At 70.2% G+C, this 20,938-nt stretch carries 25 protein-coding genes and 4 pseudogenes; 8 read left to right on the top strand and 21 right to left on the bottom strand.

All coding sequences use genetic code 11. The features are described 5' to 3' along the window. The first annotated feature begins 184 nt into the window (after nucleotides 1–184). From KUM40_RS38945 to KUM40_RS38935, 3 genes are read left to right on the top strand one after another with little or no spacing between them, the layout of a single operon-like run. Nucleotides 185–1,057 carry a phosphate ABC transporter substrate-binding protein gene (locus KUM40_RS38945; RefSeq protein ID WP_217171095.1) on the top strand — a complete coding sequence of 291 codons (873 nt, stop codon included), beginning with the start codon at nucleotides 185–187 and terminating at the stop codon, nucleotides 1,055–1,057. Between the two features lie 3 nt (nucleotides 1,058–1,060). Beyond that, the gene (gene pstC / locus KUM40_RS38940; protein ID WP_217171094.1) at nucleotides 1,061–2,881 is read left to right on the top strand and encodes a phosphate ABC transporter permease subunit PstC; all 1,821 of its coding nucleotides are present in this window, start codon (nucleotides 1,061–1,063) and stop codon (nucleotides 2,879–2,881) included. Beyond that, the gene (locus tag KUM40_RS38935; RefSeq protein WP_217171093.1) at nucleotides 2,869–3,558 is read left to right on the top strand and encodes an ATP-binding cassette domain-containing protein; all 690 of its coding nucleotides are present in this window, start codon (nucleotides 2,869–2,871) and stop codon (nucleotides 3,556–3,558) included. Before pstC ends, KUM40_RS38935 begins: the two co-directional genes overlap by 13 nt. Before the next feature lie 45 nt (nucleotides 3,559–3,603). On the opposite strand, the gene KUM40_RS41945 is transcribed toward KUM40_RS38935, so the two are convergent. Together KUM40_RS41945 and KUM40_RS38925 are read right to left on the bottom strand one after the other, a co-directional pair. After that, nucleotides 3,604–3,867, bottom strand: a complete 264-nt coding sequence (locus KUM40_RS41945; RefSeq protein ID WP_281907640.1) for a helix-turn-helix transcriptional regulator — start codon at nucleotides 3,865–3,867, stop codon at nucleotides 3,604–3,606. Nucleotides 3,868–4,061: 194 nt separating this feature from the next. Further along, the gene (locus KUM40_RS38925) at nucleotides 4,062–4,421 is read right to left on the bottom strand and encodes a helix-turn-helix transcriptional regulator (protein ID WP_217171090.1); all 360 of its coding nucleotides are present in this window, start codon (nucleotides 4,419–4,421) and stop codon (nucleotides 4,062–4,064) included. Nucleotides 4,422–4,585: 164 nt separating this feature from the next. On the opposite strand from KUM40_RS38925, the gene KUM40_RS38920 reads away from it, so the two are divergent. The 4 genes from KUM40_RS38920 (at nucleotide 4,586) to KUM40_RS38905 (ending at nucleotide 8,175) form a co-directional block, all read left to right on the top strand. After that, entirely contained in the window at nucleotides 4,586–5,977 is a 1,392-nt protein-coding gene (locus KUM40_RS38920; protein ID WP_217171089.1) for an NAD(P)-binding domain-containing protein, read from the top strand. Nucleotides 5,978–6,043: 66 nt separating this feature from the next. After that, nucleotides 6,044–6,397 carry a glyoxalase/bleomycin resistance/dioxygenase family protein gene (locus tag KUM40_RS38915; RefSeq protein ID WP_217171088.1) on the top strand — a complete coding sequence of 118 codons (354 nt, stop codon included), beginning with the start codon at nucleotides 6,044–6,046 and terminating at the stop codon, nucleotides 6,395–6,397. Nucleotides 6,398–6,407: 10 nt separating this feature from the next. Then, a complete protein-coding gene (locus tag KUM40_RS38910) occupies nucleotides 6,408–7,631 on the top strand; it encodes an MFS transporter (protein ID WP_217171087.1) in 1,224 nt (407 codons plus the stop codon). A 163-nt stretch (nucleotides 7,632–7,794) separates the two neighbouring features. Then, on the top strand, nucleotides 7,795–8,175 hold the full coding sequence (locus KUM40_RS38905; protein ID WP_217171086.1) for a helix-turn-helix transcriptional regulator: 381 nt from the start codon (nucleotides 7,795–7,797) through the stop codon (nucleotides 8,173–8,175). An 83-nt stretch (nucleotides 8,176–8,258) separates the two neighbouring features. On the opposite strand, the pseudogene KUM40_RS42785 reads toward KUM40_RS38905, so the two are convergent. The 3 genes and pseudogenes from KUM40_RS42785 to KUM40_RS38895 all read right to left on the bottom strand — a co-directional run. Continuing rightward, nucleotides 8,259–8,375 (bottom strand): annotated as a pseudogene (locus tag KUM40_RS42785) (pyridine nucleotide-disulfide oxidoreductase); the annotation flags it as partial. A gap of 162 nt (nucleotides 8,376–8,537) precedes the next feature. Next, a complete protein-coding gene (locus KUM40_RS38900; protein ID WP_217171085.1) occupies nucleotides 8,538–8,867 on the bottom strand; it encodes an esterase in 330 nt (109 codons plus the stop codon). A gap of 89 nt (nucleotides 8,868–8,956) precedes the next feature. Next, on the bottom strand, nucleotides 8,957–9,169 hold the full coding sequence (locus KUM40_RS38895) for a hypothetical protein (RefSeq protein ID WP_217171084.1): 213 nt from the start codon (nucleotides 9,167–9,169) through the stop codon (nucleotides 8,957–8,959). Between the two features lie 338 nt (nucleotides 9,170–9,507). Between KUM40_RS38895 and KUM40_RS38890 the strand changes: the two genes are divergently transcribed. After that, complete coding sequence (locus KUM40_RS38890; protein ID WP_217171083.1) at nucleotides 9,508–9,774, top strand: hypothetical protein; 267 nt, start codon at nucleotides 9,508–9,510, stop codon at nucleotides 9,772–9,774. Between the two features lie 4 nt (nucleotides 9,775–9,778). On the opposite strand, the gene KUM40_RS38885 is transcribed toward KUM40_RS38890, so the two are convergent. The 16 genes and pseudogenes from KUM40_RS38885 to KUM40_RS38815 all read right to left on the bottom strand — a co-directional run bounded on the left by KUM40_RS38885 (nucleotide 9,779) and on the right by KUM40_RS38815 (nucleotide 20,931). Next, on the bottom strand, nucleotides 9,779–10,270 hold the full coding sequence (locus tag KUM40_RS38885; protein WP_217171082.1) for a hypothetical protein: 492 nt from the start codon (nucleotides 10,268–10,270) through the stop codon (nucleotides 9,779–9,781). A 70-nt stretch (nucleotides 10,271–10,340) separates the two neighbouring features. Then, the gene (locus KUM40_RS38880; protein WP_217171081.1) at nucleotides 10,341–11,279 is read right to left on the bottom strand and encodes a DUF317 domain-containing protein; all 939 of its coding nucleotides are present in this window, start codon (nucleotides 11,277–11,279) and stop codon (nucleotides 10,341–10,343) included. 175 nt (nucleotides 11,280–11,454) lie between these two features. Next, on the bottom strand, nucleotides 11,455–12,123 hold the full coding sequence (locus KUM40_RS38875) for a hypothetical protein (RefSeq protein ID WP_217171080.1): 669 nt from the start codon (nucleotides 12,121–12,123) through the stop codon (nucleotides 11,455–11,457). Then, entirely contained in the window at nucleotides 12,120–12,596 is a 477-nt protein-coding gene (locus KUM40_RS38870; RefSeq protein ID WP_217171079.1) for a hypothetical protein, read from the bottom strand. The genes KUM40_RS38875 and KUM40_RS38870 overlap by 4 nt, the downstream gene beginning before the upstream one ends. Beyond that, entirely contained in the window at nucleotides 12,593–13,369 is a 777-nt protein-coding gene (locus KUM40_RS38865) for a glycosyl hydrolase (protein WP_217171078.1), read from the bottom strand. Before KUM40_RS38865 ends, KUM40_RS38870 begins: the two co-directional genes overlap by 4 nt. Continuing rightward, a complete protein-coding gene (locus tag KUM40_RS38860; protein ID WP_217171074.1) occupies nucleotides 13,366–13,971 on the bottom strand; it encodes a DUF4913 domain-containing protein in 606 nt (201 codons plus the stop codon). The genes KUM40_RS38865 and KUM40_RS38860 overlap by 4 nt, the downstream gene beginning before the upstream one ends. Nucleotides 13,972–14,064: 93 nt before the next feature. Next, nucleotides 14,065–14,226, bottom strand: a complete 162-nt coding sequence (locus KUM40_RS41935; RefSeq protein WP_254396328.1) for a hypothetical protein — start codon at nucleotides 14,224–14,226, stop codon at nucleotides 14,065–14,067. 504 nt (nucleotides 14,227–14,730) lie between these two features. Then, a pseudogene (locus KUM40_RS41930) lies at nucleotides 14,731–14,970 on the bottom strand (DNA cytosine methyltransferase); the annotation flags it as partial. A gap of 121 nt (nucleotides 14,971–15,091) precedes the next feature. After that, a pseudogene (locus KUM40_RS41925) lies at nucleotides 15,092–15,265 on the bottom strand (DNA cytosine methyltransferase); the annotation flags it as partial. A gap of 1 nt (nucleotide 15,266) precedes the next feature. Further along, entirely contained in the window at nucleotides 15,267–15,437 is a 171-nt protein-coding gene (locus KUM40_RS38850) for a hypothetical protein (RefSeq protein WP_217171245.1), read from the bottom strand. A 21-nt stretch (nucleotides 15,438–15,458) separates the two neighbouring features. After that, nucleotides 15,459–16,649, bottom strand: coding sequence for a DnaB-like helicase N-terminal domain-containing protein (locus tag KUM40_RS38845; protein ID WP_217171073.1), 1,191 nt, complete (start codon nucleotides 16,647–16,649; stop codon nucleotides 15,459–15,461). After that, on the bottom strand, nucleotides 16,646–16,876 hold the full coding sequence (locus KUM40_RS38840) for a hypothetical protein (RefSeq protein ID WP_217171071.1): 231 nt from the start codon (nucleotides 16,874–16,876) through the stop codon (nucleotides 16,646–16,648). The genes KUM40_RS38845 and KUM40_RS38840 overlap by 4 nt, the downstream gene beginning before the upstream one ends. Further along, nucleotides 16,873–18,661, bottom strand: a pseudogene (locus KUM40_RS38835) (type IV secretory system conjugative DNA transfer family protein). The gene KUM40_RS38840 and the pseudogene KUM40_RS38835 overlap by 4 nt, the downstream one beginning before the upstream one ends. Before the next feature lie 93 nt (nucleotides 18,662–18,754). Then, nucleotides 18,755–19,414, bottom strand: coding sequence for a hypothetical protein (locus KUM40_RS38825; protein ID WP_217171066.1), 660 nt, complete (start codon nucleotides 19,412–19,414; stop codon nucleotides 18,755–18,757). 50 nt (nucleotides 19,415–19,464) lie between these two features. Further along, complete coding sequence (locus tag KUM40_RS38820) at nucleotides 19,465–20,205, bottom strand: hypothetical protein (RefSeq protein ID WP_217171065.1); 741 nt, start codon at nucleotides 20,203–20,205, stop codon at nucleotides 19,465–19,467. Between the two features lie 228 nt (nucleotides 20,206–20,433). Beyond that, complete coding sequence (locus KUM40_RS38815; protein WP_217171063.1) at nucleotides 20,434–20,931, bottom strand: hypothetical protein; 498 nt, start codon at nucleotides 20,929–20,931, stop codon at nucleotides 20,434–20,436. Nucleotides 20,932–20,938 lie beyond the last annotated feature (7 nt).

Below are 20,938 nucleotides of genomic sequence, written 5' to 3'. Positions count from 1 at the left end.
ACACTGCCGTATTTCTCTCGGTATCGGCTCTCGCCGCTGCCGCAGGCACAACCTCAGCTCTCAGGCCTCCCGGCCCGGCCCGTCCCCTTCTGTCACACCAGTGACCGCCCAAGGAGTGTCGCAGCACGCTCCGCTCCATCTCGTCCCACGTAAAGCGGTCACGCACGAAGGAAGGGTCTCAACAGTGTTCAGCAAGAAGTTCCGCCGCGCATACCTCGTCACCTCGGCTCTGACGGTCATGTCTCTGGCAGGCTGCGCCGACGGCGGAGCCGGATCAGGTGGTGCCCTGCAGGTCAGCGGGTCGACCACGGTGGCGCCGGTCGCCGCGGACGCGGCCGAGGCGCTCAAGGCCGATGGGCTCGACATCACCGTCGCCACGCAGGGGGGTTCGGCCGGCGGCATCTCGCAGCTCGCCTCGGGGCAGATCGACATCGCCATGAGCTCGAAGCCACTGGCGAAGGAGGACAAGGCCGCCAACCCCGACACCGACTTCCTCTCCACGCAGATCGGTGCAGACGCCGTCGGCGTCATTGTCACCAAGCAGGTCGCCGACGGCGGGGTCGAGAACCTCACCGCCGCCCAGGTGCGTGGCCTGTTCGAGGGGAAGATCACCAACTGGTCCGAAGTCGGCGGCCCCGATCTCGACGTCTTCGTCTACGACAAGGAGCCGGGGCGCGGTACGCGTGAAGTCCTCGACAAGTACCTCTACGGAGACGAGAAGGCTCCGCCTCCGCCGAAGTCCGGCAACTTCGCCATCGTCGGCGGCAACCTCGAAACCCGCAACAAACTCGAGTCCACGCCCGGCGCCGTGGCGCCGCTGTCCACCAGCTTCGTCGAAGGACGCGACGGTCTGGCCGCCGTGACGCTGGACGGCATCGAGCCGTCCCCGGAGAACATCGCCTCCGGCAAGTACCCCATGTCCCGGCCGTTGTACTTGTTCACCGACGGCAAGCCCGCGGGGTCCGCCAAAGAGTTCATCGACTACGTGCTGACCTCCAAGGGGCAGAAGCTGATGACCAAACACGGCTACCTGACCCTCAAGAACATCGGGAAGTAGCCGATGGCCACCGGAACCCTGACCCGGCCGCCCGACGCACCCGACGCACCCGACACCGGCAGCCGCCCGCGCCAGTCCAAGTGGATCTGGGCCTGGCTGTATGCCGGGGTGTTCGCCGTGGCGGCTCTCCTCCTGACCGTTGTCGGCTATCTCGGCGCAGGAGTCACCAGTGGACACATCGACTGGCTGGAGCTGCTGACCGAAGCCGCGTGGAGCCCGGCCAGCTCGGTGTACGGCGGCCTGGCGATGATCTACGGCACGGCGGTGGTGTGTGCTCTTGCCCTCGTCATCGCCGTGCCCGTCAGCTGGGGGGCCGCCGTCGCGCTGTCGGAGTACCTCCCGCCCCGCCTGGCCCGACCGCTGCGCATGTGCGTGGAGTTGCTCGCCGCCGTACCGTCCATCGTCTACGGCCTCATCGGCATCATGGTCATCCGTCCGGTCATCGCGCGGATCGCCGACGTGCCCGGCGGAGACAGTCTCGCGGCCGCCGGCATCGTCCTCGCCGTCATGATCACTCCCACCATCGTGGCGGTCAGCGTCGACGCACTCGCCGCGGTGCCGGACCGCGTCCGCGAAGCCGCGTACTCGCTCGGTCTGACCCGCCGGGAAGTGGTGCGCTCGGCGGTACTGCCGCTCACGCGGTCCGGCATGCGAGCGGCTGTTCTGCTCGGTCTGGCCCGGGCACTTGGCGAAGCCATCGCCGTGTTCCTGGTCGTGGGAAGGGCAGACGGCCGACTGCCCACCAGTTTCGGAGAGTTCCTCGACTCGCTGAGCCACCCCGGCCAGACGCTCACAACGAAGCTTGCCGGTCCGGAGCCCGTGCTGGCGGGAACGTCCGGCCCCCACTTCGCCGCATTGTGTGGACTCGGCCTCGTCCTCCTGGCGCTGGTGGCCGCCATGACGGTCTGGGGCACACGAGGCCGCACCCGCGGCGCGGCGACCGAACGCTCCGCCAAGTCCCATGGCACAGTGCGGATGCGTCTGCAGCGGGACCGGCTGGTGAGGACGTTGCGGCTGGGGGCCCTGGTTCTGCCCAGCGTTCTTCTCGTCGGCATGCTGGCTCTCCTGGTGACGCGAGGGAGTTCGGCGTTCAATCCGTCCTTCTGGTTCACGCCCGCAACGGGCGCGGCAGGAGGGGGCGTGCGTGACCAGATCATCGGGACGGTGCTGCTCATAGCCATCACGGGCATTCTGGCTCTGCCGCTCGGCTTCGGCGCGGGCGTCCTGATCGGTGTCCACGCGTCCGAGCGCACGGCACGCATTCTGCAGAATGTCACGGTCGTGCTCGGAGGGGTGCCGACCATCCTGCTGGGCCTGGCCGGGTTCGTGATCCTGTCCACCACGATGGGCTGGGGCCGGTCCTGGCTGGCGGGTGCGATCGTGCTCGTTCCCGTCGTGGTACCGGTGATTGCCCTGACCACCTCCACCCGTGTAAGGAGTATCCCTCCCGAACTCACGGAGAGCGTCATGTCCCTGGGGCTGACGCGTGCGCAGTATGTCCGGTCCGTCGTCGTTCCGTACACCTGGCCGGCGACCATCACCGGCCTGCTGCTCGGCCTGGCACGAGCCGCGGGCGAAACCGCTCCGTTGCTTTTCACCGCGACTGTCTTCTTCGGTGCGCCCGCCGTACCGAGCGGAATCGTGGACTCGCCGGTGCAGGCGTTGCCGACCCACATCTTCACCCTCTCCCAGGACTCGGGTGACCCCCAGGCCGTCACCCAGGCCTGGGGGAGTGCCATGGTGCTGGTCCTCATCACCGCAGTACTCCTCAGCGCGGCGGTCGCGCTGCGCAACCGCTTCGAAGGAGAGCGATGGACAACGTGATCACCGTGCGCGAGCTGCGCGTACTCAGCCGCGACAAGACCCTGGTCGGCCCGGTCTCCTTCAGCCTGGAGCACGGATCCACCACCGGGCTGTGCGGGCCGTCGGGCGCGGGCAAGTCCACCATCCTGCGTGCCCTGGTGGACCTACTCCCTCACGGGCTCACCCGGGACGGCGAACTGCGGGTGCTGGATCGCACGATCGCTCCTGGCAAGGGAGACGCCGACCTGCGGGCCAAGGTCGTTCTCGTGCCCCAGATGCCGGTCGTCTTCGGAGGCAGCATCCTCGACAACGCCCTCTTCGGTCTTCGCCATGTCCTGCGTGCTTCCCAGGAGCTCCTGAAGGAGCGGGCGGAGCAGGCACTTGAGGAGGCCGGACTGTGGAAGGAAGTCGCCGACCGCCTCGATTCCCCCGCGCAGAACCTGTCCGCCGGGCAGCGCCAGCGGCTCTGTCTGGCCCGTGCCCTGGCACTGGAGCCGGCCGGGCTGCTGCTCGACGAGCCCACCAGCGCACTCGACGAACGCAGCAGGGACAAGGTCGAACAGTCCATCGCCGCGCTGAACGGGCGGAGGGCGGTGCTTCTCGTCTCCCACGACCCGGCGCAGGTGGAGCGCCTGTGCGACACGACCGTTCACCTGGACCAGCCCATGACGACAGCACCTGCTCTCGCCGTGGGCTGACCACCGGCATCGCAACGGAGCCGGAGCCTTGTTTCGTCTCCGCGCTCACTGGACGTTGACCTGGCTGCGCTGATGCAGGATCTGCATCAGCGCAGCGCGCACGCCCACACCCAACCTGTAGTAGATGAGGCGGCCATCACGCCTGCTCTCGATCAGACCGATGCATCGCAGCCGTTTCAGGTGATGACTGACGGTTGCCAGAGACACTCCGACGTCTGCCAGTTCGTGCACGGCGGCCTCGGCGCCCGACCGTTCGGCCAGCTGCATCAGAAGCTGCAGGCGGACAGGATCTCCGAGGGTCTTGAACACATTGGACCACCAGACCATGTCGGCCGCGCTCAGCTCCAGGCACGAACCGTCACAGGCAGAAGCAGTCCCCTTCTGACACATGACCTATCCCTCCCAGCGTCCCTTCCGGGATCGTTACCGGTCGGCATGTCCCTGCGCCCGAAATCGTCATGCCTGGCCGACGCCCGCATTACGGATCGCCGGAGCCTACCGGTTCAGGGAGTCTGTGACAGCAGGCCCGCCATAGCCGACAACACCCCGGGCGCAACGCGGTAGTACACCCAGCTGGCGCGGCGCTCCGACTCGAGAAGCCCGGTTTCCCTCAGCTTCCGTAAGTGGTGACTCACCGTGGGCTGAGAAACCCCGACGTCCTGGATGTCACAGACGCAGGCTTCTCCGCCCGGCCGGGCTGCAATTTTCGAGAACAGTCGCAGCCGGACGGGGTCGGACAGCGCCTTGAACATGACGGCGATCTTCTCCGAGTCGGCAGCGGACAGCTCTTCCTTCCCCAGCGGCTGGCAGCACCAGGTCATGGCGGCGGTCAGATTGGTGGAGCCCAGAGCCAGATTAGACATGCCTCTATGTTGACAGTCATCTAATCATTTGCCAAGCAGAGAACGGAACCCCTCTGCGTCCGTTCAGGCATAGATTCGATGAATCTCTATGTTGACGTACATCGATCTCAAGGGTCATGCTGGGCGACATCGACAGGTATCGAATCCGAGGAGTCGTCGCCATCATGTCCGCTGCCCCTGCTCTGCCGGTAGTCATCATCGGCGCCGGTCCCGTCGGCCTGGCCGCCGCTGCCCATCTGTCCGACCGCGGCCAGCACGCTCTCGTTCTGGAAGCCGGTCACGCGGCGGGCACCGCCGTGCACGAATGGGCACACGTACGTCTCTTCTCCACCTGGGGTGAAGTCGTTGACCCCGCGGCCGAGAAGCTTCTCGCCCCAACAGGCTGGACGAAGCCCGACGTCGGCACCTACCCGAGCGGCGGCGACTGGATCGAGCGCTACCTGCAGCCGCTCGCCGACGCGCTCGGTGATCAGGTCTGCTACAACGTCCGGGTCACCGGCGTCTCAAGGGTCGGCCGTGACCGCATCGTGGACACCGACCGTGAGACGCAGCCTTTCGTCGTGCACGTGCAGCACGCCGACGACCGGGAAGAACGGATCCTCGCCGCTGCCGTGATCGATGCCTCCGGCACCTGGACCCTGCCCTCACCGGCCGGCGGCAGCGGCCTGCCCGCCCTCGGCGAGCGCGCGGCGGCTGATCGCATCAGCTACCGCGTCCCCGACCTCACGGACCCGGCCGTACGTGCCCGCTACGTGGGCAAGCGCACCGCCGTCATCGGCTCGGGCGCCTCCGCGTTCACCGCGCTCTCCTCACTGGCCGAACTGGCGCGTTCCCAGGACGGCACAGACACGAAGGCGGTATGGGTGTTGCGCCGTGGCATCTCCGGCTCCACCTTCGGCGGCGGAGATGCCGACCAGCTGCCCGCGCGCGGCGCCCTCGGCCTCGCCGCGAAGGCCGCCGTCGACGACGGCCACGCAGAGGCGGTCACCGGCTTCCGCATCGAGGCCGTCGAGGGCAGCGCCAACGGCCGACTGGTGCTGGTCGCCGAGGACGGGCGACGGTTGGAGGGGGTGGACGAAGTCATTGTCCTGACCGGTTTCCGCCCCGACCTGTCCTTCCTCTCCGAGATCCGCCTGCGGCTGGACGAGCGCCTGCAGGCACCGGTGGAGCTCGCCCCGCTGATCGACCCCAACCAGCACTCCTGCGGCACCGTCTACCCGCACGGCCACCGGGAGCTGTCCCACCCGGACTCCGGCGTCTACCTCGTCGGCATGAAGAGCTACGGCCGTGCTCCCACATTCCTGGCCATGACGGGCTACGAACAGGTCCGTTCCGTGACGGCAGCCCTGGCCGGCGATGCCGAGGCAGCCGACCGAGTGGAGCTGGTCCTGCCGGAGACCGGAGTGTGCGGTGGGTCAGGCCTGTTCGACACGGCCGACACCGCCTCCCAGGCCCCCACGGAAAGCTGCTGCGCCCCGGTCGCTCAGCAGCCGATCCAGCTCATCACCGCCACTCCCGGCTCGGCAAGCGCACCCGGCAGCTGCTGCAACACCTGAACGCCACTACCCAAGCCGTCACGGCTGCGGGCAGCGCGCACCACCGAACCGGCAGGAGTACGACCCATGTCCCGGACACAACTCACACCGCGAGTGCCCGACCTGCAGGCCGCGACCACCTTCCACAGCAGGCTCTTCGGCACCGGGCCGGCCAAGCTGCGTCGTGATGGCTACGCCAACTCCTCCACCACTGAGCCTGCGCTCAAGCTCGCCCTCGTCGAAGGAACGGCGGGCGAGGGCACCGCCTGCGGCTACGCCCTGCAAGACAAGGCCTGGGTGCGCGGTCCCGGCCAGGAGCCGTCGGAGGTGTACGTGGTCAAGGCCGACGCCGACACCCTGGCCAAGCAGCCTCGTAGCACCTGCTGTACCCCCGCGACCGCCAGTCTGCCCGAACTACAGCCCGACACGGCCAGTTGCTGATGACCGACTCATGAGCGATCTCTCCACGGCCCCTGCGGCCGCCGTCACCGGTCAACCGGCGCGGCCAGCGGCGGCCCTGCCTGCCCTGTGCCTGACCCAGATCACCAGCTGGGGCATCGTCTACTACGCCTTTCCCGTCCTCAACCCGCAGATCACCACTGCCACAGGCTGGAGCGCGGCCGCGACCACGGCCGCGTTCTCCGCCGCTCTGCTCGTCTCCGCCCTGGCCGGTATCCGCGTCGGCCGCATCCTGGACGCCCGCGGGCCCCGCACGGTGATGACCGTCGGCTCCGTCATCGGCACCGCCAGCCTGGTCATCGTCGCCACCGCGCCCAACCTGGCCATGTTCACCGTCGGGTGGCTGCTGGCCGGTCTCGCCATGGCATCCACCTTCTACCAGCCCGCGTTCGCCGCACTCACCCGCTGGTGGGCCCCCGACCACATCCGTGCCCTGACCACCGTCACTCTCGCCGGCGGTCTGGCCTCCACCGTCTTCGCGCCCCTGACCGCTGAGTTGGCCGGCCACTTCAGCTGGCGGCACACGTACCTGATTCTGGCCGTCGTCCTGGCCGCCGTGACCATACCCGCCCACGCCCTCGCCCTGCGCGGGCCCTGGCCCCCCGCTCCGCCCCCGGCCACCACCGGCGGGACCGCCACCACGGCCGCCATCACCCGCAGCCGTCCGTTCCTCCTGCTGGCCACCGCCCTGACCCTCTCGGCTTTCGCGATGTACGCCGTGGTCGTCGCCCTCGTCCCCCTGTTGCTCGACCGCGGCTACACCGCTACCCAGGCCGCCTGGGCCCTGGGCCTGGGTGGGGCCGGGCAGACTCTCGGCCGCACGCTGTATGCCGCCCTGGCCCGCCGAAGCTCACCCGCCCTACGCGCCGCGGTTCTCATCGGCCTGGGGGGAGCCACCACCGCCGCCTTCGCGTTCGTCCCTGGCCCTTACCCGCTGCTGGCAGTCCTGGCCGTCGTCGCCGGCGCCGTCCGCGGCAACCTGACCCTGTTGCAGGCCACCGCCATCACCGACCGATGGGGCGCAAACCGTTACGGTCGGCTGTCCGGAATTCTTGCCGCCCCTGCGACGACCGCCTCCGCGCTCGCCCCGTTCGCCGGTACCGCCCTGACCGTGCCGCTCGGCGGCTACCCCAGCCTGTTCGTCGTCCTCGCGCTGGTCTCGGCCGCCGCCGCACTGATCGCCTGGCACACCACGCCAACCGGCAAGACAACGTGACAGCCGTGAAGGACAGTCGCCACCGCGCCGCCAGCCGACGCCCACACGATCTGCTGCCGCTGCCTCGATGTCTGTCCCCTAACTACCCCTAATCTTGGCCGAGCGCCCAGTCCGGCCATTTTCGATCGTGCCAAAGTGATCACCCAACCCTTATGGTCGATGGGTGGCTGTCATAGATCTGCAGACGTCGGAGGACGGGTTCCTCGAAGGCGGCTCGTGCGGGCCGGGGCTGAACTGCAAACCCCTGAACCGTTCCGAAGCCGAACAGTTGTCGGCGATGCTGCGAACCATCGCCGATCCCACCCGCCTGCAGTTGTTCCGGCTACTGGAGCAGGCCCCCAACGGGGAAGCCTGCGTATGCGACTTGGCGGACAGTCTGGAGCTACGCCAGTCCACCGTCAGCCACCACTTGAAGATCATGACCGAAGCCGGGCTCCTGGACCGCGAGCGGCGTGGCACCTGGGCCTGGTTTTCTGTCAACCACAACGGACTGCAACGCATTCGGTCCATCCTGGACCCGGCACCTCGGACCTCACACGGGTGACCGGTCCTCACCGCTTCTGTCGAGCGGACAGCGGCGGTCTGTGCACCGCAGGTCCGGTTCTTCGCCTCGCGATGTCCCGAGGATCACCCTTCGGTATCGAGAGGCCAGGCGATCTCGCGGGCCGCATCGCGCACCGGCCGTCCGACCCCGATGAGCACGGCTGAGGCCGAACCCGTCAAGTAGCCGTAGCCGGGCAGGTGATCACCTGCCCGGCGATCTGCGCTCCGAGCTCGTTCCGCCGAACACGGCCGACACCGTCACCGCTCCGCCCGGCTACGCCCAGCAGTTCGTCATCCGCTGGGGCGACCCGGTTCTGCACGGCGCCCCCGCTCCGACGCCCGCCGGCACCCTGCGGTTCTCGGTCAGGCCTCGGCGAGGCGATTCGAGAGGTCGAGGGCGTCGGTCGCGAACGTGAGGGCGGCGCACAGGCCGATCACCTCGTGGACGGTCGGACGGACCAGGCGCGGCCAGTCGTCCGGGGCTGCGAGCCAGGAGGCGAGGTGCACCTCGGTGGTGGCCAGGCCCAGGTGGGCGGTGACGTCCCAGCCCGCGAGGGAGGCGGGCTCCCAGTGAAGACGGATGCGGCCGAGGGGGAGTCTCGGAGTTCCGGCGGCGAGCCACGTGACGTTGAGCGGGCCGTCGGGCCGGGCGGAGACGCGCCGGACCAGCGCGCCGCGTACGCCGTCCGGCATGGGGCGTATGGCGAGATCGTGCAGCGGAAGGACGGACGAAGGGTGGGGTAGCGACGAGATAGAAGCCTCCGTGGTGTTGATGGAACCGGTCAGGCCCAGGCGAGAGCGACGCGCAGCGCCGTCGGGAGGTAGCCCTCCTGGCCATCGTCGGCGATGAACGCCTTGCCGTCCCGGACGACGACATCGGCCCCCACATAGTGGGCGAAGGGGAAGTCGGGGTTGACGGCGAGGCGAATCGGCAGGTGGGGGTCGAGCCCCTGGAGCTGGCGGAGCAGGTGGCCGACGGTCAGGTTTTGGGGCAAGGGAACCTCCGGGAGCAGTACGGAAAGTCAGGTGCGGGTTGGTGGTGGTGGTTCGTCAGGAGGTCAGCCGGTAGGGACAGGCGGGACAGATAGGGCCGCTCTCCGGGACGGCCAGGCGCCGTCGGCGACCAGACATTCGTTGACCTGCGATTTTCCCGACATCCGTACGTTGACATGCAGTGTGCCGAAGCGCGTAGTCCTTTCCCGGGGGTGACGTCTGCCGTGGGCGAACTCGCGACCGTCAGCAGGGGGTCGACGGCCGGGGAATGGATCGGCGAACGCGGTTGTCGTACCTGGGTTGCGGCGACGGCCTCACGGGAGCGAAGGGGGGAGCAGGGATGGCAGAGGCGAGCAGACACTGGGACGGAGCCGGGCTGGAGCGCAAGGTCCGCGCTGCCGGACGGCCGTGGACGTTGGGCGACATCGCAATGGTCGCCGACGGCCAGTGGGGCGTCGGCGCGCAGCCCGACAGGTGGCCGGACGAGGAGATGGTGGTGGAGCACCGGGCAGCGGAAGGCCAGCGGGTCGAGCTGACGCTGGAGGAGCTGGTACGCGAGGTGGGCACCCGCATCGAGGGCGCCCACCACGGCGAGGACCTCGCCTGATCGCTCAGCGATGCGGCCCCGCAGCGGGTGCCGACGGCCCTACCACTGCCGAAGGAGCAGGCGGGTCGGGCGTCGCCTGGCTCAGGGCGGTTTGCGCGTGCCCGGAGCGGGCGACAGCGGCCTGGGCCAGGCGAACTGCCGAGGCTCGGTCCGTGGGCGCGGCGGCCTCCCGGGCTTCGATCACACGCCTGATCGCCTGTAGGTACGTATGGCTCTCCGCATGGGCGACGCGAAGTTCGGCCGCTGAGCCGGTGAGCCGCTCCAGTTCGTAGAAGGCCGGCACGTATCCGGGCCGGGTAAGGGCGTGCAGACGGTTCTGGTGAGCGGCTACCGAGCGGTCGGTGATGGTCAGGGCCGCATAGATGTGCATGGTCGAGCGCAGGAGCGGGTCGTCGCTGGGTCGGCGGACCGCGAGGGTTTCCAGCATTTCGATGGGCTGGCCCCAGGCATTCTCGATCATGGCTGCGGCCTGGTTGAGCGCGGTGGCGGTGGGCATGACGGAACTCCTGTGGTTCGGGGGCGCGGCTTGGGCCCGAGGTGGTGTCCCGGAAGGCCCGGTCCAGGAATTAGCGGCTGTGCCGTGGAGCCGACGAGATGGCCGACGGCGTGGTTGCGGCGGCGGTCGCGTAGTTGCCGGACCGGTTCTGCGCCGCACCTGCGGTGCGGCTGCGGGCGGCCATCACCCGGAGGTCTGCTGCGGTGCGCGCGGTGCGCGCGGCGCGGTGGACGGCCTGGACGACAGCGGTGCGGCGAACGTCGAGTGGGGTTGGAGCGCGAGGGAGCTGGGGATCGGCGATGTGGCCGACCGGGGTCAGCGTGACCAGGTGCTCCATCCTGCGGTTGATCTGGTGCCGTTCGCGGATTACTGGGGCCGACTCCGCCATGACGGCTGCCGTCGCGGCGATCAGGCGGGATGGGGTGCGGGCCGTGAACACCGCCTCCGCCCGAGTGCCCCAGCCCGGTGGGCCGGCCCACAGGGTGACGGTCTCGTCGTCCCAGCCGGAGAGACGGTTGTCGATCAGGACGCCTGCTTGTCCGTCGGGGGCGACGATCTCGACGGTGCCACGCTCGCCGGCCTCACGACGCCAGCCGGCGTCGGTCAGAGGCTGGACGGCGTCGGCCCAGTAGAGCGACGGCTCCGCCAGAAAGCGTCCGTTGCCGTCGTAGGCGTCGGCCTGGGCGTAGTCGTGGGCCAGAGCGGTGGCGAGGCCGGCGACGATCTCGGCCGGGGTGACGTGGTTGAAGGTCGCAGTCCAGCGGGGTGCGGAGACGGCCTCTGCGGCTGCGGTGATCTTCCACAGCTCGAAGTCATCGCCGAACCAGCCGATCCGAATCCTCTGGTCGGGTGAGGTGACGACGAGCTGGCAGGGGCCCTCGTCGAGGTAGTGGTGCGGCCAGTGGGCGACCGGGGCGAAGCCGGCGTCTCCGGTCCCGTCGGAACCGGCCAGGTACATGGGACTGACCAGGACCTCCTGGTAGCGGTACGGATCATCAGGGACGCGCATGGTCGAAGCTCCGGGCAGGTAGGAGGGGAACGCGCCCGCGTGCGCGGCGGGAACCAACGGTTGGAGCGCACGCAGGCGTCGGACAGCGGCGAGACGGCTCCGGCTCTCACGCCCTCGACACCGAACACCTCGGCGACCATGTGGGATCCGGGCCGCTCGGTCGCGTCGTGCGGGTTCACTCCGTCGCCTCCATCCGGGCGAGCAGAGAGCGGACCAGGGTGGGCAGGCTTTCGGGGCCGTCCCCGAGCCAGACGTGGTCGGTTGCCTCGTCGAGGACGTACCCGGCGTCTTCGAGTAGGCCGCTGGAGATCTCCATGCAGGCGTCGGTGATCCGGGAGGCGGCGAGCAGCGACTCGGAGAGGACCTCGACGTAGTCGTCCGGCGCCAGGCCGGCGGCCGCGGCCGCGGTGCGGATCGCCGCCAGCTCCAGCGCGCTGAACGCGAAGTCGAACTCGTCGTCCCGTTCGGCGCCGTCGGGCGCGGCGAAGACCGGGTTGCGAGGCTCGGTGGGGATGCCCACTCGGGTGCAGATCTGATCGACCGAGGCGGTCAGCTCGGCGAAGGACTCGGTGAGCCACCCCAGTGCGGAGGCATAAGAGGCCAGGGTGAACAGGCCCGCCGACGTGGCGGGGCGCGGCTCGGCGGCCACGAACCCTTCGAGGCGGTCGTTCAGCTCGCCGACCACCTGGGGCCCGGCCGACAGCGCGCCCAGCACAGGGTGCAGGTAGGAGCGGCCGGCGGCCGTCGGGTACTCGGCGGTGAGGATGCCGGAGACGCTCTGCGCGGCGTCGGTGAGAAGATCCGCCAGTTCGGCACGGGTCAGGGGAGTGCGGTCGGTGGTCATCGGTGGACAACCTTTCGGGGAGCGGCCGCCGGGGACGGGGCTGCTGCTGGGGGAGTTGCCTGACCCGCCGACGGTCGGTCGACGGCGAGCGACGACCGGGACCGGGCGGCCTGCACGCGGGCCTCGGTGGCGGAGTCGGTCTCGACGTTCTGCTGGGCGCCGGTGCGCAAGTGGGCCGAGCGGTAGACCGCGTAGTCCTTCCGGCTTCCGGCGGCGACGAGGTAGATCTCGCGCATGTGGGTCGAGGTCGGCGGGGCCGGACGGAACTGGATGACCATCCGGTAGGCGACGGAAGGGTCGACATAGACCTTGTGGAAGCCGGCGAGTCGGCCCTTCAACGGCAGGCAGTCATCACTTCCGTGGACCAGGTTCTGCAGTTCCAGCAGCGCCAAGTCACGGATCTCATCGGGAAGCTCGCGCAGGTCGGCGATGGCGTCGGGGTGCGCGGCGAAGGCGAAGCGGGCGCGGCTCACAACAGCCGCCCCTGCACCGGACGCTGGGCCGGTTCCGCCGGGGGCGTGCGGGGGGCGTCGAAACCGGCCTTCGGTGTCGCGGGAGCGCCGGCCGACCGGGCGAGGGCGATGCGGGCCCGGACGACGGCGCCGTTGTGATCGCTGTATTCCGGTGGTTCTGGCAGCGGGTCGCCGCGGTCGTCCAACCAGGAGCGGGCGGCGCCCACGTCGGCGAAGGCGCCCTCGCGCATCGTGTACGTGCCGGAGTCGCGGTCCCACTCTTCGAGGAAAACTCGAACCGGTGCTTGATCGGCTCGGGAGTCACGGGCCAGCGTCCATGTCTCGCACGGGTCGGAGTCCGAGGTGTGGGTGTCGAGGACCTCGTAGCGAGTGCCCGACTCCCGGATCTGCTGTTCGACCTGGAGAGTGAGGTCGTCGGCGGGCTTCACGTAGTCGTCGCCGACCAAGGCGATCCGCTCGGGAGGGCAGCCCCGTTCGACCAGCCAGTTCTGGGCGAAGGGCACCGTGGCGTGGTAGCTCGTCTCCAGGGTGAACGTGAGCCGGCTGAGATCCCGCGCGACCGCGATCGCAACCACCTGCGGCGCGCCGGGTATTCCCCAGGTGACCGACCGGTCGTGGGCGACGACGAAGCTGTGGGAGCCGTTCGGCGTGGTGTGGTGCTGGGACAGGGCCGTCAGCTCACCGGACCAGAACATCTCCGCCGCCTCCTCGGAGGCGGCGTCGGCGGGCGCGAGTTCGTCGATTCCGAAATCGAAGTCGAAGGCGTCGTTCACGCCGCCACCCCTGACTGCTCGGGCGCCGGGGTGGCCAGCACACGGTGGTTGGGGCGGCTGGTGCTCGTCGTACACGCCGCGAAGGGCCCGTCGGGGGCGCGCAGGTGCATCAGCGCTTGGTCCAGGTGGTCGCGGTGCCAGGTCGAAGGACCGGACAGGCCGGCCTCCGTATCGGTGAACTGCTGCCACGCGAGCCAGAGCGCGTGGAGTCGGGCGACGGCCTCCGAGTGTTCGTACCACTGCGCGCACCACGGACGCGTCGTGCTGATCTCCCGGCCGTACACCGGGAGGAAGAGGTAGTTCACCCAGTCGCTGAGCGCGGCGAGTTCGACGGCGTACGCCTCCCCGCCCAGGGCGAGGATGAACACCGAGGCCGGGCCGTCCGACTGCTCGGGGTCGGCCGCCCCGGTTTCCGGAGCACCGTCCGTGGGCTGGCCGGCAGCGGGGACGGGATCGGGCTCGGAGCCGAGGCGGTCGAGGATGACGCCGTGCTGCCTGACCTCGGCCATGGTCTTGGCGAGGGTGCTGGCGAGGTCGTCGAGGTCCCCGTCGGAAACGCGGAACGGCTCGGGGGTGGAGGCGGTCGGGCTGGTGTCGGACATGGGAGCGTGCTCCATCTGTGAGACGGCGACATGCCCGAGAGGATCCGGAGAAACCGTGGTTTGGTCCGGCCGGGAAAGCCCAGTAGTGGGGCGCTACACGGCCGTGCAGCGGGGGCAGCGTGGGAAAGGAGGCGCCAGCAACTGCAGAGCCCGGGAGGCCTGCTGGGGGACGACGCCGTTGCCGAGCGCGGTGAGCTGTGCCGGGCGTCCGAGCCCCGGGGTGGCGGTGACCCAGCCGGCGTCGAGACCCTGCATCCACTCGACGAAGTCGGCGCGGAGCCGGCCGGCCGCGTCGGTGGGGTCGGGTGCGGGGCGGGTGAGCCTCTCCCATCGGGTGATGGCGGCTGCGTACGTTCCCCATCGCCGGTCTGTCCCGCGGCTCCCGGGGGAGACTCCGTCCAGAGCGGCAGGGCCGTCGCCGACAAGGGAGGGCGCCACCCCTTGCCGGGGCGACGGCCCGGGGTGCCCGTGTCGCCGGCCCTCGTGGTGGGCAGCAGCGACGCCGCCGCGCTCGGCAGGGTCATGTCCCCGTTGCCGTGCCGCTGGTTGGGCGAGCCCTTGCTCCCGTCCGACGCCTTCGGGGTCGGCAACAGGAGCCACTCGACCTCGTCGGCCAGGTTCGGGCCGTGGCCTCCGCTCTTCCTCTTGGCAGGGTGCTGCGAGCCGCCGTTCTTGCCGATGTTGCTGGTAGGCGTCTTGAGCAGGGTGTCCGGCGGGCCAGGCGGTGAGAAAGGTTCGCTCGCGTCGGTGCGGGGCTCCGACATCGGAGGCGCGAAGCACGAGCCACTTCGCGTCGTACCCGAGGTCGGCCAGGGATCCGAGTACGGCACCGAGTGCCCGCAGAGGAGGCTGACCTGGGGTGTCTCCCAGACACCACGGGCAGGGTTCCACGTCGCCAGCGGAACCGGCGGGGGAGGTGAGGAGGCCGCGCACATTCTCGATCACAACCAGGCAGGGTCGGAGGGCCTGGACCGCACGGGCGACGTGCAGCCAGAGCCCGGAGCGGGTCTGGGCGTTGAGTCCGGCCCGGCGGCCGGCGACCGAGACGTCTTTGACAGGGGAAGCCGGCCGTCAGGACGCATACCCGGGGGACGGTTGACCAGCCGACGGTCGTGATGTCGCCCAGGTTTGGGATGCCGGGCCAGTGGCGGGCCAGGATGCGCGAGGCGTTTGCATCGACCTCTGCATGCCAGGCCGGCGTGCCGCCGAGGACAGACTGCACTCCCAGGTCGAGGCCGCCGTACCCCGAGCAGAGAGACCCGATCAGCGGAGGACGCACGAGGGCGGTGGGCATGTCACCGGCCCCGCGCGATCAGCGTGCTGAGTTCGGAGAGTTGGCGGACGACGGTGACGCTGTCGAGTGAGCGGTGAGGACCTCCGGCGACCGGGAGCTTGCCGCGCACGGCATCGAAACCCAATGCCGTGGCGCGAAGGGCCAGGGCGTCGGAGGAGGAAGTGTCGAACAAGGCGAACTCCAAGAGGGAGAGCTAGCGATGGGCTGGACGCTGAGGGGCGTCAGAGGTGGCGCGAGAGGGCGGCCGGGCGGCGGCCGGCGCGGGGCGGGGGCCGGTTCGGGCCGGGGGTGGCGGGGCTGGTTGCGGCGTGCTGCGGGTGAGGGCGGCGTGCACCCGGGCAGGAGGTGGTCCGTCCGGCGAAGGTGCGGAGGCCGGCGTCTTCGGAGCCGGTCGGCCGTTCGCGGTCTCCCAGCGAGCGCGCACCTCATCGAGCGGACCGAGCGCGTGCAGGGCGTGGTTGATCAGCGGACCGGGAACCAGGACTTCGTCTTCGGCCAGAACCCGGACCGCACGCGCGGAGGCGGCTGCGGTACGCGTGAGCGAAGAGCGCATCACCCGTTCCCCGAGCCATTCGGCGCTGCCGGCACCCACGCTGTCGCAGATGGCGGTGAGCTGCTCGCCCGACAGCGAGCCGTCGGCCAGGAGGCCGCGCCGTTGGGCCTCCCAGAGCAGGGTGATCCGGTCGATGGGTTCGCCCCGATGGTGCAGCGCGCCGAGGCAGCGGTAGAGCTGCTCATGGCCCGGATCAGCGAAGTCCCCCGGCCGCAGCCAGGCCACCACCTCGTCCATGGCCCTCGGCTGCTCGGCGAGGACGGCCAGGAGGAACCGCTCGTCCTCGGCGACCTGGTCAGCCCGAACCGGCGGGGGAATCGTGGCCGGCGCAGCGGCGGGCGGGACCGGACGTGGGTCGGTTCCCCAACGTCGCGCAAGGTCGGTGAGTACCCCGGCCAAGACATCCGCAGAGCGCAGTGCTCCCTCGACCTCACCCTGCAGGGCGTCGGCCCGAGCCACCTGGTGAAGACGGATCGCGTGCTGGGCGACGGTGCGGTGGATCGCTCCCTCCAGCACCATGCGGCCGTACACCGGAGCATGCTCGGGGCGCGGACATGCCTGGGTCAGAGTGTGGGCGTACACCGCGGTCAGCCCCCGGACATGGAGGCCGGCCTCGCCGACCGCGTCGGTCACCCATGACAGAGGCACCGGCCCGTCGGCTCCGACTGCGGGGTGGCCGTCGCTTCGGAGCTTGCGGAGCGCGCCGAACAGCGCTTGGTGGACTGGGCGGTAGAAGTGATCCGGGGCGAGCCAGTCCAGGCGCGAGAGCTGGTTCGGGTCGAGGAGCACGGAGCCGAGGACCGCCTGCTCCGCACTCAGTAGCGGGTTCATCGCCGGTGACCCGGGTCGGAGGCGGAGGACTCGCTCTGCCGGGTGTGGAGGTCGGCGACCGCCCGGTCGGCAGCGGCCATCGCCTGGGCGAAGTCGTCCAGCACGGCGGTGAATGCGGGATCGGAGGCGGGAATCGAGCCGGTCCTGCTGACCAGCCACCACCGGCCGTCGCACAGAACGACCGGTGAGGGCGGCAGTTGTTCGGGACGCGGTGTGGGCGCGCTCATGCCGACAGCCCGAAGTCGTCGTGGCCGATGCTCTTCGCCAGGGCCCGCTTGGTGATCGCCTTCGTGGCGCGGACGGAGGCCGGTCCGACCACCTTGGCGGAGGGCTGCTTGTACCAGGGCTTCAGGTTGAGCATGGCCACCCGGATGCCGGTGGCCAGGAGCAGCACCTTGCCCTTCGGGAGAGCGCGGATCGCGTCGGGCGGCAGGATCCGCTCGGTGCGCATGCTCACCGAGGTGGACTTGCCGCTCTCGCTCGTCGACACCGAGGTGGTCTGGACGTCGTGGTCACCGACCTGCCTGCTGAGGCGGTCGGCGAAGTCGGCGTCGTCGATGCCCGATCCGATGATCTTGACCGTGGCGGCGGAGTACAGGGCGTCCATGCCAGCCTCGCCCCAGCATCGCTGACCCTGCCGGTAGGACTGCAGGATCGTCAGGGGGATGACGCCCCGGCTGCCCAGGTGGCTGTACAGGTCAGGGAGATCCGCGATGCGGCACACGTTGGCGGCCTCGTCTAGGACGCACAGGGCGGGCGGGTCGAGCCGTCCGCCGGAGCGCTCGGCGACGATCACGGCCGCGCGCATCACGGAGTCGGCCGCCGCCGCGATGATCGCGCTCGCACTGCCGCCGCCGTCCTTGCTGAGCAGGTACAGGGTGTCGCGGGACGTGGCGAAGGCGAGCGGCTTGAACTCGGGGAGGTCCTCGTTCGGCGTGACCCAGGCGGCGACGTCCGGATCGAGCAGGCAGCTCGCGTACTGCCTCGCTGTCTCGAAGATTCCGTCGCGGGTCTCGGTCGCGCCGGACACGGTGCCCTGGAGCTGGGCGGCGACCGCGTCGTGACCGGCATCGGTGAGCAGGTCCACCGGGGTCCGGTCGGCCGGCATGGCGAGCCAGGCCAGGACATCGGTGATGGGCCGCCGGTGGCTGGCGGCGGCCAGGAACAGGGCGCCGAGGGTGTTGCTCGCGGCGGTGGACCAGAAGTCGGAGCCGCTCGACTCGTCCACGCTCGCGGCGACGAAGTGCCCGGCGAGCCGCTTCGCCCCGGTCAGGTCGCGGGCGTCGGCCAGGATGTCCCACCACATCTCGCGCGGGTGGTGAGCGATCTGCTGCGGGTCGAGGGTCCAGATCGTGCCGACCTCGGCGCGGGCGTCCACCGTGGCGGTGAAGGCGTCGTTCGCAGCCTTGTTGCTGGTGAGCAGGACCGGTCCGGGTGCCGAAAGGATCGCGGGGATCGCCAGTCCGGAGGTTTTCCCGCTTCGCGGGGCCATGATCGCGACGATCACGTCCTCCCAGGAAGCGCGGACCTCGGCCCGTCCCGGGGCGAGGGTGCCGAGCAGGATGCCGCGGTCAGCTGGAGCGACCTCTTTTACGCTCCCGGTCGCTGAGGGACGGCCGCAGGCTCTTGGCCTTGGCGGTGATCTCCTTGTCCAGCAGCGGTGCCAGGTCGCTCTTGCGGGCGAGACCGCTCTTGGAGCCGGAGCGCCAGCGCATCCACAGCACCAGGCCGGTGGTGGTCAGGGCCAGGGCGAGCAGGCCGGGGACGACGCGGGTGCCGACCAGCAGGGCGGTGGTGCTCAGGGTTGGCCACAGCACCTCGGGGTGCAACAGGGCGTCGGTGGCGCGGAACGGGGCCCACGCTCCGCTGCCGACGGCGGCGTTGGTGAGGTTGCCGGTCAGCCAGGCGAGGGAGCCGAAGGTTATGGCGGCGCCGAGGACGCCGAACAGGAGGTAGAGGAGCGCGTCCGACCCGGTGGTGGTCGAGGGCGCGCTGGTGCGCGGGGAGGGCACGGCGATTCCTTGGGTGTGCGAGCGGGTGGGGGCGGGGCGCGCTCGGCTCTCGTGCAGCTCACGGGCCTATTCCTTGCGGATCGAGCGGAACGTTCAGCGGGGGCGGCGGGCGGGGCGTGCCGTGGGCGGGAGCGGCGGGGCGGTCGGCGGGGTGCTGGTCGGCGACGACGGTTGTCGGGGGCCGGCCTGTGGCGAGGAGGTACGGGCGGCACGCTTCCGGTCTGCTTCGGGATCCCAGGCGGAAGCCGGTACGGGGACCGTGCCGGTACCGAGGACGTCGTCGAGCAGTTCCCGGGTCCGGAGGACGTTGACCGTCTCGTGGTGCCTGGGGTCGGTGTGCGCGGCGGGGCATGCCGCGATCCCGTCCTCAGCGATGTCCAACTGCTCCTGAACGTCCCGGAGCAGCCCGTGGGCGGCGGCCAGCCGTGCCCAGGTCTCGAAGGCGGGGCTGTGGTGCGGGTCGTCGAACGCCAGACGGACACGGGTCCAGTCGGCGGCAGCGGCGACGAGTTCGGTCAGTTGAGGGAGAGCCCCGACCAACGCACCGTTGACCTCCTCGATGATCCCCACAACCTCGTCGGGCGTTGCGTCGTCGGTGAGACGGGCGATCATCCCGGGGACGGAGTACGGGTCGGCGGAGGCGCTGGGCAGGTGACGGACCTGCAGTGGCTTGTCGGGGCCGTGGGCGAGCCGGATGTTGTGTTGCATTGCGGCGCCGACGGCGTCGCCGATGCTCGGATAGAACTCGGGCACGAGTGCTCCTTGGCGGTTGTCCTGGGCGACCAAGCCGGGTGGGTGCCGGATTACTGCCGCGGACCAGGGACGCGCGGCGGGCGTACGGCCGCGCTGGAATGTGCCGCTTCGACGCCGGGGGCCGGGGAGACCTTGGCTTTCGCCGCAGCCGGTGACGTGGCCAGAGCGACGCCCTGATGGTCGGGCAGCTTCGGGGAGTGCGTTCGCGTCTCGGTCTGGGGCTGCTGTGCGTTGCCGACACGGCGCAGCTCGACCTCGAAGTCGACGAGTTCCGACTGCGCCGAGCTGACGAACTCCGAGGCGAAGCCGAACCGGTCGGCAAGCGCGTACGCCTCGTCGTCGAGGTCGTTGATCTGTTCGCCCGCTGCTTCCAGCGCTTTCCGCACGCGCTCCAGAGCGCCGTGCTCGGGGTGAAGGAGGTGGTCGACCGCTCGCTGGAGATCGGCCCCGTTCTCGGCCGACCTGATTCGGTCCGTCAGCTGGAGGAGTTCCGCTCCGGCGGCATAGGGCCCGAGGGGGTGTGCCGGAGTGCTCGTCCGGGCCATGTCCAGGGCGGGGGCGAGGTCGACACCGTAGCGGGCGGCGCGGAGCATCTCGGCTGCGTGGGTGGCTATGGCGACCTGGTCGGCGGGCGGGGTGGTGGTGGGAAGGCGATGGCGTCGGCCGTACCAGTCGTCGATCTGATGGAAGCCGGCGTGCTTCAGGAGCGAGGCGGAGAGATCGTCGGTGGCGCCCTTTGCCACGACGCTGCCGCTGAACTCGGAGGTAATGGTGATCGAAGGAGCAGGCACGTGGGCCTCCTGAGTACGGGGGCGGGTCTGGAGCGGCGGGCTGGTGCCCCGGCTCGGAGACGGGCGGCGGGACGAGGGCCCGTGGGTGGGCGTCGGGGAGAGCGCCCGCAGATTCTGAGATTTGGACCGGCCGAAGATCGCTGCTAGAGGCCGGTGCTCACCCGGGGCGCCCAGATCGCCGACGGGAAGAAGGGGACTGGTGTCCCGCCGCAGCGGGACACCGGGCTGTCAGAAGTGGGGATTCTCGGTCGGCCGGTCGGCCTCGGTGGCGGCCTGGAGCAGCTCGGTGAGGTCGTCCGGCTCGGAAGAGCGCTGGTCGATCCACCATCCGGCGCGGGTGACGGTACGAGCGGTCTCCTCGATTCCCTCCCACTCCGTCTCGGTGGTTTCGGCTTCGAGGACCAGGGCGGTGTAGGCGGCGGCCAGGACCTGGTGACGACAGCGCACGCCCCAGGCGACGGCCCGCTCGGTCCCCTCCAGAGGAGGCATCCGGTACTGCTCCGACCAGGCTTCGGACTCGGCCTGCTCTTCGGCCCGCTTGGCCTTGAGCCACGCGGCCTTGTCCTGCTCGTCGCCCTCTTTGGAGGCACGCCAGCAGTTGGTGCACTCCTGCCTGGCGAGCCACTCGGCGAAGCCCGCCCGGCGGTCGGCTGCCCGATCGGACAGGTCGCGATCGGCCTGGTGACCGCAGGTGTGGTTGATCGACCAGATGGTCTTCACGGTCATGGAAATC

Origin of the sequence: Streptomyces sp. AC512_CC834, from assembly GCF_019049325.1 — a bacterium.
GTDB lineage: Bacteria > Actinomycetota > Actinomycetes > Streptomycetales > Streptomycetaceae > Streptomyces.
The sequence above is the reverse complement of the archived record's forward strand: the minus strand, read 5'-3'. Positions and strand labels throughout refer to the sequence as shown.

What these genes read in the sequence shown, in the direction of transcription:
- pstC (WP_217171094.1), top strand. Translation starts at nt 1,061, where the DNA reads ATGGCCACCGGAACCCTGACCCGGCCGCCCGACGCACCCGACGCACCC.
- KUM40_RS38935 (WP_217171093.1), top strand. Translation starts at nt 2,869, where the DNA reads ATGGACAACGTGATCACCGTGCGCGAGCTGCGCGTACTCAGCCGCGAC.
- KUM40_RS38925 (WP_217171090.1), bottom strand. Translation starts at nt 4,421, where the DNA reads ATGTCTAATCTGGCTCTGGGCTCCACCAATCTGACCGCCGCCATGACC.
- KUM40_RS38920 (WP_217171089.1), top strand. Translation starts at nt 4,586, where the DNA reads ATGTCCGCTGCCCCTGCTCTGCCGGTAGTCATCATCGGCGCCGGTCCC.
- KUM40_RS38915 (WP_217171088.1), top strand. Translation starts at nt 6,044, where the DNA reads ATGTCCCGGACACAACTCACACCGCGAGTGCCCGACCTGCAGGCCGCG.
- KUM40_RS38910 (WP_217171087.1), top strand. Translation starts at nt 6,408, where the DNA reads ATGAGCGATCTCTCCACGGCCCCTGCGGCCGCCGTCACCGGTCAACCG.
- KUM40_RS38900 (WP_217171085.1), bottom strand. Translation starts at nt 8,867, where the DNA reads ATGCCGGACGGCGTACGCGGCGCGCTGGTCCGGCGCGTCTCCGCCCGG.
- KUM40_RS38890 (WP_217171083.1), top strand. Translation starts at nt 9,508, where the DNA reads ATGGCAGAGGCGAGCAGACACTGGGACGGAGCCGGGCTGGAGCGCAAG.
- KUM40_RS38885 (WP_217171082.1), bottom strand. Translation starts at nt 10,270, where the DNA reads ATGCCCACCGCCACCGCGCTCAACCAGGCCGCAGCCATGATCGAGAAT.
- KUM40_RS38880 (WP_217171081.1), bottom strand. Translation starts at nt 11,279, where the DNA reads ATGCGCGTCCCTGATGATCCGTACCGCTACCAGGAGGTCCTGGTCAGT.
- KUM40_RS38875 (WP_217171080.1), bottom strand. Translation starts at nt 12,123, where the DNA reads ATGACCACCGACCGCACTCCCCTGACCCGTGCCGAACTGGCGGATCTT.
- KUM40_RS38860 (WP_217171074.1), bottom strand. Translation starts at nt 13,971, where the DNA reads ATGTCCGACACCAGCCCGACCGCCTCCACCCCCGAGCCGTTCCGCGTT.
- KUM40_RS41935 (WP_254396328.1), bottom strand. Translation starts at nt 14,226, where the DNA reads ATGCAGGGTCTCGACGCCGGCTGGGTCACCGCCACCCCGGGGCTCGGA.
- KUM40_RS38845 (WP_217171073.1), bottom strand. Translation starts at nt 16,649, where the DNA reads ATGAACCCGCTACTGAGTGCGGAGCAGGCGGTCCTCGGCTCCGTGCTC.
- KUM40_RS38840 (WP_217171071.1), bottom strand. Translation starts at nt 16,876, where the DNA reads ATGAGCGCGCCCACACCGCGTCCCGAACAACTGCCGCCCTCACCGGTC.
- KUM40_RS38815 (WP_217171063.1), bottom strand. Translation starts at nt 20,931, where the DNA reads ATGACCGTGAAGACCATCTGGTCGATCAACCACACCTGCGGTCACCAG.